Source organism: Sarcina sp. DSM 11001, from assembly GCF_900101015.1.
GTDB lineage: Bacteria > Bacillota > Clostridia > Lachnospirales > Lachnospiraceae > CAG-791.
This window is the reverse complement of sequence record NZ_FNFZ01000008.1, coordinates 46,068-61,237: the sequence shown is the minus strand read 5'-3', so window position 1 is coordinate 61,237 and position 15,170 is coordinate 46,068. Positions and strand designations below refer to the sequence as shown.

At 53.8% G+C, this 15,170-nt stretch carries 9 protein-coding genes and 1 pseudogene; 6 read left to right on the top strand and 4 right to left on the bottom strand.

The features are described 5' to 3' along the window. Positions 1-129: 129 nt before the first annotated feature. The 4 genes from BLT02_RS05545 to ptsP all read left to right on the top strand — a co-directional run bounded on the left by BLT02_RS05545 (position 130) and on the right by ptsP (position 5,829). The gene (locus BLT02_RS05545; protein WP_092992400.1) at positions 130-972 is read left to right on the top strand and encodes an HAD family hydrolase; all 843 of its coding nucleotides are present in this window, start codon (positions 130-132) and stop codon (positions 970-972) included. Positions 973-1,417: 445 nt separating this feature from the next. Next, positions 1,418-3,295 carry a PTS sucrose transporter subunit IIABC gene (locus tag BLT02_RS05535; RefSeq protein WP_092992396.1) on the top strand — a complete coding sequence of 626 codons (1,878 nt, stop codon included), beginning with the start codon at positions 1,418-1,420 and terminating at the stop codon, positions 3,293-3,295. Positions 3,296-3,587: 292 nt separating this feature from the next. After that, positions 3,588-3,845, top strand: coding sequence for an HPr family phosphocarrier protein (locus BLT02_RS05530; protein WP_092992394.1), 258 nt, complete (start codon positions 3,588-3,590; stop codon positions 3,843-3,845). A gap of 331 nt (positions 3,846-4,176) precedes the next feature. Then, positions 4,177-5,829, top strand: coding sequence for a phosphoenolpyruvate--protein phosphotransferase (gene ptsP, locus BLT02_RS05525; RefSeq protein WP_092992392.1), 1,653 nt, complete (start codon positions 4,177-4,179; stop codon positions 5,827-5,829). Positions 5,830-6,054: 225 nt separating this feature from the next. On the opposite strand, the gene BLT02_RS05515 is transcribed toward ptsP, so the two are convergent. The 4 genes from BLT02_RS05515 to BLT02_RS05500 all read right to left on the bottom strand — a co-directional run bounded on the left by BLT02_RS05515 (position 6,055) and on the right by BLT02_RS05500 (position 10,639). Further along, positions 6,055-7,158, bottom strand: coding sequence for a HipA domain-containing protein (locus BLT02_RS05515; protein ID WP_092992388.1), 1,104 nt, complete (start codon positions 7,156-7,158; stop codon positions 6,055-6,057). Positions 7,159-7,324: 166 nt separating this feature from the next. Beyond that, positions 7,325-8,806 (bottom strand): glycosyltransferase, encoded by a 1,482-nt coding sequence (locus tag BLT02_RS17735; RefSeq protein ID WP_242869706.1) that lies wholly within the window; start codon positions 8,804-8,806, stop codon positions 7,325-7,327. A gap of 239 nt (positions 8,807-9,045) precedes the next feature. Then, the gene (locus BLT02_RS05505; protein ID WP_092992386.1) at positions 9,046-9,294 is read right to left on the bottom strand and encodes a TIGR03905 family TSCPD domain-containing protein; all 249 of its coding nucleotides are present in this window, start codon (positions 9,292-9,294) and stop codon (positions 9,046-9,048) included. A gap of 187 nt (positions 9,295-9,481) precedes the next feature. Next, on the bottom strand, positions 9,482-10,639 hold the full coding sequence (locus BLT02_RS05500; RefSeq protein ID WP_092992384.1) for an FprA family A-type flavoprotein: 1,158 nt from the start codon (positions 10,637-10,639) through the stop codon (positions 9,482-9,484). A gap of 482 nt (positions 10,640-11,121) precedes the next feature. Here BLT02_RS05500 and BLT02_RS17505 point away from each other — a divergent pair, with 482 nt between their 5' ends. Then, a complete protein-coding gene (locus tag BLT02_RS17505) occupies positions 11,122-13,005 on the top strand; it encodes a LuxR C-terminal-related transcriptional regulator (protein WP_207649387.1) in 1,884 nt (627 codons plus the stop codon). Between the two features lie 484 nt (positions 13,006-13,489). Further along, positions 13,490-15,170, top strand: a pseudogene (locus BLT02_RS17100) (hypothetical protein); the annotation flags it as partial.

Sequence of the window (15,170 nt, the reverse complement as noted above, 5' to 3'; positions counted from 1 at the left end):
CAGAAGACCTGCCCTTTCTTAAAACGGCACCGGAACTACATTTCGACGCACTCCTGACATAAAATAAAGAGATACGAAATAAAGAGATACAAAATAGAGAGATACAGAATAAAGGAATTCAAAATATCTATGAGCACTAAACTGATTTTTCTTGATATAGACGGGACTCTGACAGAAGCGGGTTCCAATACACCTCCGGACAGCGCTCTCAGGGCGATCCGGAGCGCGCAGGCAAAGGGACACAAGGTATTTCTGTGTTCGGGCAGGAATTACGCCATGCTCTCTCCTCTTTTAAAGTATGGCTTTGACGGCGTCGTGGCGAGCGCAGGCGGGTATGTCACAGTCGGCAGTGAAGTGATCTATGATCATCCGATGACTGCAGACCAGGCAAAGACCGCGCTGGACTCTCTCCACGCTGAAGGAGTTTTCTGCACCGTCGAGACAAAGGGGGCGACCTACGGCGATGAAGACCTGGGAAGCTTTCTGGCCGACAACGCCGGAGCCAAGGGCAACAGCGAGATCGAGCGCTGGAGAAAAGCCCTGGCGGAGAGCCTCAATATCCGGCCTATGTCGGAATTTGACGGCACAGATCCTGTCTATAAAGTTGTCATCATGTGCCTGAGGGATGAACAGCTGGCACCGGCCAGGAACCTTCTGGAAAAAGACTTTGATTTTGTGATCCAGGAGATCAGCGATCCGGCCCACCCCTGCCTGAACGGCGAACTGATCAACCGCGCCTTCGACAAGGGACGCGGCGTCCTCCGCGTGTGTGAATATCTGGGCGTCCCGGTTGAGGATACTATCGGCTTTGGAGACAGTATGAACGATATCGAAATGATCCGAACTGTCGGGACCAGTGTCTGTATGGCCAACGGCAGCAAAGCTCTCCAGAAGGAGAGCGACATCATCTGCCCTGCCGTCACAGAAGACGGGCTTGCCAAAGCCTTTAAGGATCTGGGCCTGAGTGAATAAAAAAGTCCCCAAAAGTCCAGAGGACGGGCTTGCCAAAGCCTTTAAGGATCTGGGTCTGAGTGACTGAAATGGGAGTCAGCGGCCGGACCTCCGCGCGACAGTCTCCCTTATACTGTTGCCTTATACTGAACATGGCTGTGTTATACAGCCTGAGGCTGCCCGGTCTGTTCTGAAATTTTTCTGAATTTTTTTTAGCGTGTTTGCAATCGTTTTCAACCTGCTTTTGTACTATCTGTCGGAAATACTCCATACATTCCGTAAATATGCACAAAAACCTCTCCGGTTTATTTGGAAAAATAGCAGTTTACAAACAACATAAATTAAAATAAAATAAAGTCGGACTGAAAACGTTTACAAAAGGAAACCATAGTATCAATTCATTTAACTTTTTCACAGACGGTTCTGCGGATAAGCGGATCCGTCTCCATAAAGGGAGGAAACCGTTATGGCATTGGATTACCGTAAATGTGCGCAAGAGATCTCCGATAATATCGGAGGCGGCGCAAACGTGGTCTCCGCCGCGCACTGCGCGACAAGGCTGCGTCTCGTTATCGCGGATAACGGGAAAGTCAACAAGGCGGCTCTAGAGGAAGTCGATGGCGTCAAGGGCATGTTCGAGTCCAACGGACAGCTCCAGCTGATCATCGGCACCGGCACCGTCAACAAGGTCTTTGACGAATTCATCGCGATCACCGGTGTTGCGGCCGGCACGAAGGATGACGTCAAGGCGGCGGCAGCGGCAAAGGCACCTGTCTGGAGACAGGCCCTGAAGACCGTCGGCGATGTTTTCGTCCCGATCCTTCCCGCCATCGTCGCTTCCGGTCTTATGATGGGTCTCGTCGAGGCTCTCGCGAAGATCCCCGGCCTGGGCTTCGGCAACAGCGACTGGTTTGCATTCCTTGATACAGTCGCGAATACCGCTTTCGCTTACCTGCCTGTCATCGTCGCCGTATCAGCGGCCCGTGTCTTTGGCGGCAACCTGTTCCTCGGCGCAGTCATCGGTCTTCTGATGATCCACTCCGCTTTCCTGAACGGCTGGAATGTCGCGAACACAGACGCCATCAACAGCTTCTTCGGCGTCACGGACGGCGTCATCCCCAGATGGCACCTGATCGGCAACATCGTCACGATCCAGAGATCCGGCTATCAGGGCCATGTCATCCCGGTCATTATAGCAGTCTGGCTCATGAGTATTATCGAGAAATGGCTGCATAAGCATGTGCCGGAGATGATCGACCTGTTTGTCACCCCTCTCTGCACCGTTCTGGCCACCGCATTCCTGACCCTCTGGATCGTCGGACCGATCTTCTCCACTCTGGAGACCTACGTTCTGGCCGGCGCCAAGATCCTTGTCCGCAACCCCATTGGTTCCGGTATCATGGGCGCGATCTATCCCTGGACCGTCGTCATGGGCCTGCACCATATGTACAACGTCATCGAGGCTGGCATGCTTGCTGAGACCGGTCTGAACACATGGATGCCCATCGCTTCCGCCGCCAACTTCGCACAGTTCGGCGCCTGCCTTGCGGTCGGTCTCAAGGTCAAGAACCAGAAGACCAAATCCGTCGCGATCCCGTCCTCCATGTCCGCGGCTCTCGGTATCACCGAGCCCGCCATCTTCGGTGTCAACATGCGCTTCTTCAAGCCCTTCATCTGCGGTATGATCGGCGGTGCCGTCGGCGCGCTGCTCGCTGCATTCATGGGCTTCGGCGCAACCGCTTACGGCGTTACCGGTATTCCCGGCTACCTGACCGTTTCTAATCCCGTGATGTACACGATCGTCCTTGCCATCGCAGGCGGCATCGCCTTCGCGGGCACATGGATGTTCTGGAAAGAGGAAGAGAAGAAGAAAGCTCCCGCAGCTCCTGTAGAGCAGATCAAGGTTCCCGAGCAGACCGTCATCAGCTGCTCCGCAGGCGTGGTCAAGGCTCCTTCGAACGGTGAAGTCATTGCCCGTGATGATATCGAAGACGAGACCTTTGCAAGTGGTGTCCTCGGCGACGGCGTAGGCATTCGTCCTTCCGCGGGCTATGTCGTAGCTCCGTTTGACGGCGAGATCACTTCCGTAGCGGATTCCAAGCACGCGATCGGCCTTTCAACTCCTTCCGGCATGGAACTTCTGATCCACGTCGGCGTCGACACAGTTGCCATGAACGGCGACGGCTTCGATCCTCAGGTTGCTGAAGGCGACCAGGTCAAGGCCGGCCAGCTCATCCTCAACTTCGACATTGACAAGATCAAAGCTGCAGGCCACCCCGACACCGTAGTCGTCCTTCTCACCAATGCTGACGATTATGATGATGTCAAGTGCGGTGTCCAGTAAATCCGGTACCGGCTGCTCTTTGACTATTCCAGGGTTTTTCGCGTTTCCCGGTCACACGCCGGCCGGCGTGTGACTGGAAACGTAAATTTCCACAAAACAGTACATAATACTGGTGAATATGCTGAAAAGAGAAGGAATCATTTTCTATACTTTGTAAAAAAAGTTGAATTTGCTGTTTTTTCTTCAATTATTTCGTAGTATAATATTTCCAGTGTCTGAGGGCGTATGGACAACCTCAGAAAAATGTACCTCATGACCCCTTATCTGAGAAGGAAAAAGGAGAACAACATTCATGAAAGAAATCAAATTCAAAGTTACTGATCCGTTGGGCATCCACGCTCGTCCCGCTGGAATTCTTGTCAAAGAAGCGAAGAAGTTCAATTCCAAGATCACGGTCTGGAAGGGCGACAAGAGCTGCGACATGAGAAAGCTCCTTGCTCTGATGGGCATGGCTGTCAAGCAGAATGATGAAATCACCGTCCAGGTCGAAGGCGATGATGAAGGTGCCTGCGCAGAGGCAATTGAGAAATTCCTGAAAGAGAACTTCTAATCAGATTGACCAGGGTGCGACTGTTCGGGGTTCCGGACAGTGCGCACCCTTTTCTTTTCTCACGGATTCTTTACCCGGTTTTTTGCCGGCTTTTATAATCTTTCATAATGATGATTTTACCTGATGGTTTTTACCTGATATTTTTCATTAATGTTTTGAGGACCGGCACTTTTTGATAAGCGCTTATTGATCGTTCCATGCGCAAAACGGCTGTATTTCGATGAGCGCTGTTCCGTTTTATACGGCTTGGATCATATCAGATATACACATATATATCGGATATACAAATAGATATCAGATGTACACATAGATATGCAGGAGGAGGATAGCAATGATAACTGCAAAAGGAAAAGGTATCTTAAAACGTATCGGTATCGGCAAGATCAAGATCTACAAGACCCCCAGCTATGAGATCAGCGACGCGATCGTGGAAGATTCCGCTGCTGAGCTGGCCCGCTTTGAAGATGCCCTCCAGAAGGCCATCGACCAGCAGGGTGAACTGTATGAGAAGGCTGTCGCAGACGCGGGCGAAGAGACCGCGGCGATTTTCGAGGCTCATCAGCTCATGCTTGAGGATGAGGACCTGCAGGATTCCACCCGCGAGATCATCACAGAGCAGAACCGCACTGCCGAGTACGCGACCAAGACCGCTTTTGATATGTATGCAAAGATGTTCGCGGAGATGGATGACGCTTACATGAAGGCCAGAAGCGCGGATATCATTGACGTAGAGACCGCTGTCCTTGATTTCCTTCTGGGCAATGACACCAGCAGCCTGCAGGGCACAGAGCCTGCCATCCTTGTCGCGGAAGATCTGGCTCCCTCGGAGACCGTCAAGCTCGACAAGTCCCTCCTTCTGGGTATGATCACCCGCGAGGGCTCCTCCAACAGCCACACCGCGATCCTGGCCCGCTCCATGAACCTGCCTTCCCTGATCCAGTGCAAGGATATCGATGACAGCTGGGACGGCAAGATGGCCATCCTTGACGGCTATACCGACAGCGTCTACATTGATCCTACTCCTGAGCTGCTGGATGAGCTCAAGGTCAAATACGAAGCGGACCTCAAGAAGGACGCTCTGCTTCAGGAGCTCAAGGGCAAGCCCAGCACCACCATCGACGGCCGCAATGTCCACATTTATGCCAACATCGGCGGCCCTGAAGACATTGCCAGTGTCAATGAGAACGATGCGGAAGGTGTCGGCCTGTTCCGCTCCGAATTTGTCTATCTCAACAGTAAGGAAGAGCCCACTGAGGAGCAGCAGTTCATGGCCTATAAGCGCGTCCTCGAAGCTCTCGCCCCCAGGCTCGTCGTCATCCGTACCTGCGACATCGGTGCGGACAAGACGATCGACTACATGAACCTGGACAAGGAAGAGAACCCCGCCCTCGGTTTCCGCGCGATCCGTATCTGCCTGACCAGAAAGGACTTCTTCAAGACCCAGCTGCGCGCTCTGCTCCGCGCCTCCGCTTACGGCAACCTGGGCATCATGTTCCCCATGATCATCAGCAAGTGGGAGTTGGTCGAAGCCAAGGCTATCCTCGAGGAGTGCAAGCAGGAGCTGATCAACGAAGGCGTCAAGGTCGCTGATTATCAGATCGGAATCATGGTCGAGACACCCGCCTCCGTCTTTGTCGCGGATGAGCTCGCGGAAGAAGTCGACTTCTTCTCCCTGGGCACCAACGACCTCACCCAGTACACCTGCGCAATCGACCGCCAGAACGCTCATCTGGAGCGCTTTGCCGATACACACCATCCTGCAGTCCTCCGTGCGATCAAGATGACTGTCGATGCCGGCCACAGACACGGCGCATGGGTAGGCATCTGCGGCGAGCTCGGCGCGGACCCGACCCTCACAAAGACCTTCCTGCGCATGGGCGTGGACGAACTGTCCGTCAATGCCAAGAGCGTCCTCCCGCTGCGTGAGATCATCCGCAGCACCGACCTCACCGGTGTCCCCGAGTGGAGCCCCAGTGAAGTCTGATGCGGGAACAGGGATAGTTTTCAGAGAAAAAGAGATCTGGATTAAAAAGGAACTGAATTAAAAAGGACCTTTGTAAAAGCTGAAAAGGACCGGATTTTAAAAGCTGGAATAAAAACCTGAAATAGAAAACTGAAAAAGAACCCCCTTCCGGGCAGTCTGCTGTCAGACAGCCCGGAAGGGGGTTTTTGAATCTTTTTCTCAGGAAATACCCGCTTTCCGGTTTCTTTATTTACCCAGGATCTTGTCGATCTGCTCATTTTTGATCCGGTTAAGAAGATCCAGCTTCCAGGAAGGAAATCCGAAGCCGGGATCCGCATATTCAAAATCCTTAAGGTTGATTAGAAGTGACCGATATTTGGGTGTCAGGACAGCCCTGGCGATAGAGACGAATTCCGCACCGATGCGGGGCCCCTGTCCTTTCGAATACTCGTGCACATCGTCCGTCTGCATCAGGAAAGGGAGCTGGGCCAGATTGTGGTCAAACAGGGGAGCAAAACCTTCTACAGCACCGGTCCTGTTGTTGATCAGGAACCCGTAATTTTCCTGATGTCTGTCGACATTCAATGAGATGGCATCTGCAATGACCATTTCCCGGAACCGGTCTTCATCCGCGACCCGCTCAATAGTCTCCATAATCTCCCGGGGATTGACGACATCTATTTGAGAAAAAGCCGCGAAAGACACAAAACCGGACTGCTCACTGGTGAAAAGAGGACATACGGAAGCAAGTTTCTGGTGGTATTTTTCCAGTGTATAGGGGACATGCGCAAAGCCCGCTGCGTCCAGAAGATCGCTCGTCAGCTTTTCGGAAAAGGGCTCCATACCGGCATCGGCATTCACTGCACCGCTGCTTCCCCGCTTATACAGAAAAATGCCCTGTTCTGTCCGCCGCCAGCATTTTTCGTAGGAACCCGACGTGGCAAACTCGGGAGAAGTGGCATACAGGTTTTTTCCATACAGACCGGCCCCGTCAAACGCGAGGTGCGCGACTACTTCATTGAAAGGATTTTCAAACAGGTTCACATCTTTCCATGTCAGATCACTGTCCGCGGCCTTGATCCAGAACGAATCGGTCAGAGAGGCGCAGTGGGTGAAGGCGATAAAGCCCTTGCGGCGGTGGAGGCCCCAGTCCTGCATCATGGCATAGATCTGCTTACGGTGCTTCGCAATCTGCCGGCTCTCGATCCAGGCGTCTGGTGTGGTGAAGCCATAAGGGACATAGGAGGAGCGCCGTTCTGCCTCGACATAGGACATCTCATCGAGATTCTGTACCTGGCGGAGCAGCATCACAATTTCATCGCCGTTCATCAGGTAATACCAGTTATCCATGATCTGCTCCTCCTTTCCATGAAAGCAAATGTCCTAAAAGAATGTCAGCAGGTTACCGGTCAACAGCTGATCAGCCTGGAGATGGTGTCTTCAGGCACTGTTTTGCGGGAAAACCCGAGGGATACATCAGTGGTCTTCAGTGGTGCTTCTATGAATGAACTGCCTGTTATTGCCCGGCGAGCCCATTCAACAGATCCAGGATCGTTGGAATCGCATTCTGCTGTCCGGCGCCGGCCATGACTGCGATATATTTTTCCCGCTCTGAATAGAGAGCCCTGACCGTAGAGACCAGTTTTTTATCAAGAACGCCCTCTTCTTCGCTTTCGACAAGAACTTTTGAGAAGCCCTGGGCTTCGAATGACCGGGCATTGAGGATCTGATCGCCTCGGGTCCCGACAGACAGGGGGATGAGGAGATTGGGCTTCTGCAGGGCCAGGATCTCAAAGATGGCATTGGCCCCTGCGCGGGAGACGATCACGTCCGCCGCCGCAAACAGATGCTTCAGATCATCCTTTACATATTCAAACTGCCTGTAGCCCTCGACATTGTCCAGAGAGGCGTCGTACTTTCCGGCTCCGCACAGGTGGATCACTCTGAAATCCCTGAGCAGCTCATCCAGGTGCTTCCGGACAGCTTCATTGACGGACTGGGCCCCCTGGCTGCCTCCCATGATCATGAGGACCGGCTTTCCGGTATCAGGAACAATGTCGGGAGCAATCTCAGGAGCAATCTCAGGAACAATGTCAGGAATGATCTCAGGAACAATCCCGGGAACATTTTCAGCGGAGTCGGTGCTTGCAGTGGAGGCCTCTGAAGTGGAAATTCCTGTGTCTTTCGCAAAACCGCAGATCCTGAGCCCCTCCTCCCGGTCTCCGGAAAAAAGCTCGGCGCGGATGGGCGTCCCGGTGAGCACAGCCTTTTTCCCGGGAAGCTTTTCCATTGTCTCCGGGAAATTGCAGCAGATCTTCGCGGCAGCACTATAGCACAGTTTGTTGGCCAGCCCGGGCGTCATGTCTGATTCATGGATAACGCAGGGGATCCTGAGGCTGGCGGCAGCCCGTACAACGGGGACGCTTACGAAGCCGCCCTTGGAGAAAACCACGTCCGGCCTGTAGCTTTTCAGAAATTTGCGGGCTTCCGAGAAGCCCTTGATGACCCTGAAGGGGTCTGTGAAGTTTTTGAGATCAAAATAGCGCCGCAGCTTCCCTGTCGGCACTCCAATGTAGGAAACGCCGCAGTCGAGCATCAATTCCTTCTCGATCCCGTCCTCCGAACCGACATAGGCGATCTCATAGCCCGCTTCCCGAAGCGAGGGCAGCAGAGCGATGTTCGGTGTCACGTGCCCGGCGGTCCCGCCGCCGGTCAGGACGATCTTTCTCTTCGGTAAGGTTTCATACTGCTGTGAAGCCTCATTTTGCTGTAAGGCATTATTCTGTTCAACGGATTTGGCAGGGGCGACCTTCGAACCGGATTTTTTCTTTCGGAAAAAAGGGACGACAGGTGCGGAAGGATTTGTCTTCGATGCGGCTCTTTTCTTGTAGAATAATGGCCTGGAAGGATCCGTTTTTGGAGTGGACTTCTTTTTGCGGGAAACAGGCGTGGAAGAATCCGCTTCCGGGGCGGAATTTTTTTTATGGAAAAAAGGCATGGTTTGATCCCTCTCTCACAAGCTGTTTACTGAAACGGCGGGAAGATCCGGCTGGTGTCAGTGTAAGCGGCACACCAGACTTTGTCTTCTAATACCATATCTACGGGTGTCCTATCGTCAGATATCTTATCTGCGGATACCTTATCTGCGGATGCCTTGTCTGCAGATTCTTTATCTGTGGATGCCTTGTCTTCAGCTGCCTTATCTGCGGATGCCTTGTCTGCGGGTGAATCACCCTGTCACCCGTTCGTAATGGCCAGTTTCAGTGCTTTGGCCAGCTGGTCGGGACATGAGGTCTTTTTGAAACCGCAGGTGGTACCCTCCAGGAGGCCGATCACTTCCTCGGCTTTCCGGCCTGTGACCAGCTGACTGATTCCTTTCAGATTGCCGTTGCAGCCGCCCTTGAAGGCGACGGAGCGGATGATATGGTCACCATCAACATCCAGATCAATCTGGGTGGAGCAGGTCCCTTTGGTGTGATAAATCATGAAAATCCTCCTTTTGCGGACGATAAACGGGAGCAGACGACGAGCGGCTGCTCCCGGTGTTGATACAAAATGATTACAGCAAAGCACAGAATGTTTTACAGCAAAAGTGCAGAATGATTACAGTAAAAGCACAGAATGATTTTACTGCAAAGCAGATCGATCGGCTTCTGCAAACTTCGGCTCAATTTTATGAGCAAAGTTCCTTGGCCATCTGGGCCAGGGCGGCGCGGCTGTCGTCCTTGAGCGCGGACTTGATGGTGACGGAGGTCTCGAGGAACTTCAGGTTCTTGCAGCCCTCGAACATGCCCTGCATGGTCTTCTTGGCAACGGGCGCCCAGGAGCCGTTCTCGATGAAGCCGATAGTGCGGTTCTGATAGGCGCGCTCTGTCAGGTGGTCGATGAAGGTGCGCATGAAGGGGTAGATATTGTTGTTGTAGGTCGTGGTCGCCAGCACCAGGCGGTCATAGCGGAAGGCGTCTTCCACAGCCTCAGCCATGTCATCGCGGGCCAGGTCAGTGACGACTACCTTGGGGCAGCCTTCCTTTTCCAGAAGGGCGGCGAGCTCTTCCACAGCCTGTTTTGTGTGGCCGTAGACGGAGGTGTAGGCGATCAGGACGCCCTTATCCTCAGGGGTGTAGGAGGACCACTTGTCATAGAGATCGATATAATAACCCAGATTCTCGGTGAGGATCGGGCCGTGCAGAGGGCAGATGATCTGGATATCCAGTGTCGCGGCTTTCTTGAGCAGGTTCTGGGTCTGCAGGCCGTATTTGCCGACAATGCCGAAATAATAGCGGCGCGCTTCGCATGCCCAGTCTTCCTCCTCGACATCGAGGGCTCCGAATTTGCCGAAGCCGTCCGCGGAGAAGAGGACTTTGTCCGTGCTGTCATAGGTGACCATGACTTCCGGCCAGTGGACCATGGGAGCAAAGACGAAATTCAGCACATGAGAGCCCAGCTCGAGCTTGTCGCCGTTCTTGACGACCAGCTTCTTCATGGCGGGATCAAGGTCAAAGAACTGTCCCATGAAGGTAAAGGTCTTGGTGTTTCCGACTACAGTCGTGTCGGGATAGACATTGAGGAAATTGAGGATATTTGCGGAGTGGTCAGGCTCCATATGCTGCACGATCAGGTAATCGGGCTTACGGCCGCCCAGGACTTCGCTGAGCTTTCCGAGCCACTCATCTGTAAATTTTACATCCACGGTATCCATGACGGCGATCTTCTCGTCCATGATGACGTAGGAATTGTAGGCCATGCCGTTGGGGACTACATACTGGCCCTCAAACAGATCGACGATATGATCGTTGACACCGACGTACTTGATAGAATCTGTGATCTTCATATTTGGTCATCTCCATTCCTTTGGAATACGGTAAAAGCTCTGCAGATCCAGGAGTTCGTTTGCGGCGGAGACCGCGGTCAGCCGCGGTACCGGCGCTGCATTGCCCGGCCTCAGGTATTGTTTTATTGTTCCTGGCTGCGGCACAGGCAGCATCGGGCGTTTCCGCGGAGCTTTTGTGCCTGGCGGCGGAAGGTATCCTGCCATGGCGTTTAATATCGCTGCTTAATCTTTATCATACCCCAAAACAGGGGTAAAGAAAAGCCTGAAGTTATGCCGCGGCACATCATTGCCCCGGGGCTTAATGTACATGTAAATACAATATGTTTACTCAATTATCGTACTGAAAACAAAAGCTCGTGAAAGACTGTGTAAAGCCTTGCCATTGTCCTGTCCGGCGAGATATGGTATTCTGTTTTCGTCAAACAAACGCTTGTTTGAAGCGGCCGGAGAGAATCCCACGATCCGGCACAGGAGGAACACGGATGGAAAAGACTGCCGGGAAACCGGACTTGCGGAGCGCATTGTTTATCTGTGCCTGCTTTTTGCTTACATCGACCGGCTATCTGGCCTGGGTCTATCATATCATGGAGATGGTTCCGTTCAGGACAGCGGATGCCGTTTCCATGGTGGCAGGCTATGCCCTGCAGGCGGCAGGACTGGGCCTTTTTATGGCCTTTTTGCGCAGGTGGGGTGACTTAAGGGGACGGCTGTTTAATCTCTCTCTCATTCTGCACATGCTCTGCCTGATTCCCGCGGTCCTGTCCGCTTCCCTGCTCTGGACCATGGTCTTCGGCGGTCTGCTGAATATCCAGTGCGGGATGATCGCGGGCTGCTATCTGTACACACTCACTTCCTGGACAGGAGAGGAGAACAGCGCGATCACCCTCGGGACAGGGTACGGGATATCGATCTTCCTGACATGGCTGCTGTCTGTTGCCGTGGGGGGATCCGCCTATTATACCCATGGTATTCTTGTAGTATGTCTGATCCTCACAGTCCTGGCTTTTTGTGCGGCGACCCTTCTGCCTGAGCAGGCGTCAGAGGCTGAGGCCGGGGCTGAGGCTGGTCCGGACCGGCTCTCCGGGAAAGCAGGGATGACAGAGGAAGAAAAAAACTGCATTTTTCAGTCCGGACTGCTGATCCTGCTTTTCAGTATTGTCAACAGCTGCGGGTTCGGCTTTCCCTCCGCAGATCTGGGACAGGGAGTCAGCCTGGAGTCCTCCCGCCTGTTTTACGCAGCGGGCCTTCTGATCGCCGGTCTTGTCAATGACCAGAGCAGAAAACATGGAGCTGTCTGCGCCTTGGCTGCCCTTGTTATTCCCTTTATCATGCTTGCTCTCAAGGGGGAATCTGTCCCCCTCAGGATTTTCTGGGCACTAAGCTATTTTACATTCGGCTTCTATTCTATTTACCGTATGATCCTGTTTTCAGATATTGCCCGCAGAAGAAATCTGATGTTTCTGTGCGGCTTTGGTCTTTTGACAGGACGGATCGGGGACGCTGCCGGGGAGGCTCTCTGCCTGGCTCTGTCTGAACGGATCCCTGTTCTGATCGGCATCACAGCAATCCTGTTCGTGGTCTGTGTATTTTTGTTTTTCCGGATCTATCCTGTCCTGTATCTGGGACAGGCTCCTTCGAAGGTCCTTTTTCAGGATGCTCCACAGGCGTTTTTACAGACTTCGGGAGCAGGAGTCGAAGGAAGCGGGAAAAGTCCGGATGGACCCGGTTCGGAGTATCCGGGAGGTCAGGCACCGAGAACTGCTGACGATGCGGGCAGCCAGGCGACGCGAATTGCTGACGAAACAGGCAGTCAGGCGCCGCGACCTGCTGACGAAACAGGAAGCCGGACTTCAGGGGTTTCTGATGCCGCAGGCATCCAGATGCCGGAGATTGTTGATGCCGCAGGCAGCCATGCTTTAAGAACTTCTGACAACACTGACAGTCAGACGCCGGAGACTGTAAGCAATGCAGGCTGCCAGGTGCCGGAGACTGCGGATGATACAGGCAGGCAGATGCCAAATGATCCCGGGCCGGGAGCACCGTTTGATCAAGTATATGATCAGAGGTCTGCAGGAGCGGGGGGACCGGGCCCGGAGGGGGAACGGGAGAGGTTCTATCGTTTCTGCGCCCGGTATGCTCTGTCGGCCAGAGAACGGGAAGTCCTTCGGCAGCTGCTGGAGGAAAAGACAAACAAGGAGATCGCGGAGATCCTTTCTATCTCCGAGGGCACCGTCAAATACCACATCCATAACCTCCTGCAAAAGACAGAATGCCGCAACAGGGGCGTTCTGCTGTCTGTTTTTTTTGTCGGCCGCGACCATGTCAATGAGCATGCCGCCGCCGGAATAGCAGAGAAAAAACAGTGAAAAAACAGTGATCCCGAATGACGGGAGCCTTGTGAGAGGACCAGATCGCGGAGCAGCGCGTAGTTTATTCCTACATGTTTGCGGGCACTCGCCCTTGGTCGCAAGGAAGAAGAAATTTAGGACCAACCCTACCTAAACCCTACCCTGCATTCTTTGTCCAACTGACCTAAACCCTACTTGAATGAAGAGGCTATTCTTTATTTAATATAATAATAGGGTAAATAATCAGGTTTTCACCGCATACGGCTTTATGATCCGGGCGTCGGTGAAGCAGGATGATTAGATTCCAGGTCACATGAAGCAGTTTAATATTTGACCGGGAGCTGTCCGTGTGTTTTGAGGGCGGCGCCTCAGGAAATGCAGATCAATTAACGGTACTGATTGATTATTTATTGATTATCTACAGGTTAATTATCTACAGGTCCTTAATATTGAGCAGCAAAGTTGAGCAGCAAAAAACAACAGGACAAGGGAGGCAGGTGCGATGAATAGTAAAAAGTTGCTGGCATTATTGCTTGCGGCCACACTACTGACAGGCTCGCTTTGCGGGCCTGTTTTTGCTGCCCGGGCCGGGCAGACCGCAGGAGCGGAGTCCCTGGAAGAGATTCCGCCCGAAACGATCTTTACGGAGAAGACCGACGCGTCAGCAGAAGGAGAGGCTGCCGGAGAGTATTCGACTGCTCTGGAGACGGCCTCAGAAGAGCCTGCCGGGACAGCGGATCCGGAAGCTCCTGATGCTTCTATGGATCAATCTGTGGATCAATCTATGGACCAATCTTCGGAGCAGATAGAAGAAAATGGCTTAGAGGCTTTTTCGGACGGGGCGGACCTCCTGGAGGAACCGGGAGATCCCGCGCAGCAGGCTGAGGACAATGCCCTGGAAGCTCCTTCAGAGGAGACGGACCCGGCAGAGGATTCCGGGGATCCTGCGCAGCAGGCTGAGGACGTTGTCGTGGAAGAGCCCTCGGAGGAAACGGACCTGACAGAGGATTCCGAGGATCCCGCACAGCAGCCGGAGGATGGTATCGTGGAAGAGCCCTCGGAGGAGGCGGACCTGCCGGAGGATTCTGAGGATCCCGCACAGCAGCCGGAGGACTTTGCCGTGGAAGAGCCCTCGGAAGAAACGGATCTGGCGGAGGATACAGAGGATCCTGCGCAGACGGCAGAGGATGCTGCCGAAGCTCCTTCAGAGGAGACTGATGCTGTAGAGGAACCTGCGCGGCAGCCGGAAGACGACGCAGCCGATGTTCCTTCAGAAGAGACGGAACCGGCGGAGGATCCAGGGGATTCCACGCAGCAGGCAGGGGAAGATGCCGGCCAGGATCTGCCTGCGGAGGATGGGACAGAGGTCCTTCCTGAGGACGGGCTGATCGAGGACCAGGATCAGGCTGAGATCGCCGAAGAGGAAGCCATGGCAGGAATTCTGGAGGGTGAGACCGCCCTCGCAGACCAGATTCTGCAGGATGACATGACCATCGACGGCGATGCTTATCTCAGCAGCGGTATTGTTGATCTGAACGGTCATACATTGACGATCAACGGCAGTCTGGTACAGCCGGGCGGCGCAATGCAGATCAACGGCGGCTATCTGGAAGTGACGGGCGACTACCGGATCCAGAACCGCAATGACGCCGGGGACTACAGCTATGGAGGCGGCGTCCTTGTCATGACTAACGAGAATGACTATGTGAAGGTGGGAGGGGAGCTCTATGTCAGCGGCTTCTACGACTTCCGCGACAGAAATAATGTCTATGTGGAAAATACCCTGACAGCGGGCACACTGGAGATCGGGGCTGGCCTCCACCAGAACGGCCGGAGAGAAGCCTTCCGCGCCCAGGGCGCCCACCGGACCCTGATCACCGGGGCCGGGGCCGGTCAGCAGGCCTCTGTCTCCTTCGACAGTCCGGATTCCTGGATGGGCATCCTGGAAGCCGGAGACGGAGCTTCCATCGACTGGGAGGGATATTTCAACGTCCAGAAGCTGGGGAGCGATGTACAGATCCACACACCCGCGGAAGAGGGCGGCGGCATATCCGTCTACAGCAATAATGGAAGGATGGATTTCGGCGGCCACACCCTGACGGTCGACGGAAACGTGAAGACGGTCGTGGGCAAGCTCTATGTGGGCGGCGCCGACCTGGCGGGCGAGGGCTTTGACCCGGAAG

Excerpts from the sequence above, each read along its gene's own strand:
- BLT02_RS17735 (WP_242869706.1), bottom strand. The coding sequence starts at position 8,806 with ATGCCTTTTTTCCATAAAAAAAATTCCGCCCCGGAAGCGGATTCTTCC.
- BLT02_RS05530 (WP_092992394.1), top strand. The coding sequence starts at position 3,588 with ATGAAAGAAATCAAATTCAAAGTTACTGATCCGTTGGGCATCCACGCT.
- BLT02_RS05545 (WP_092992400.1), top strand. The coding sequence starts at position 130 with ATGAGCACTAAACTGATTTTTCTTGATATAGACGGGACTCTGACAGAA.
- BLT02_RS05505 (WP_092992386.1), bottom strand. The coding sequence starts at position 9,294 with ATGATTTATCACACCAAAGGGACCTGCTCCACCCAGATTGATCTGGAT.
- BLT02_RS17505 (WP_207649387.1), top strand. The coding sequence starts at position 11,122 with ATGGAAAAGACTGCCGGGAAACCGGACTTGCGGAGCGCATTGTTTATC.
- BLT02_RS05535 (WP_092992396.1), top strand. The coding sequence starts at position 1,418 with ATGGCATTGGATTACCGTAAATGTGCGCAAGAGATCTCCGATAATATC.
- BLT02_RS05500 (WP_092992384.1), bottom strand. The coding sequence starts at position 10,639 with ATGAAGATCACAGATTCTATCAAGTACGTCGGTGTCAACGATCATATC.
- ptsP (WP_092992392.1), top strand. The coding sequence starts at position 4,177 with ATGATAACTGCAAAAGGAAAAGGTATCTTAAAACGTATCGGTATCGGC.
- BLT02_RS05515 (WP_092992388.1), bottom strand. The coding sequence starts at position 7,158 with ATGGATAACTGGTATTACCTGATGAACGGCGATGAAATTGTGATGCTG.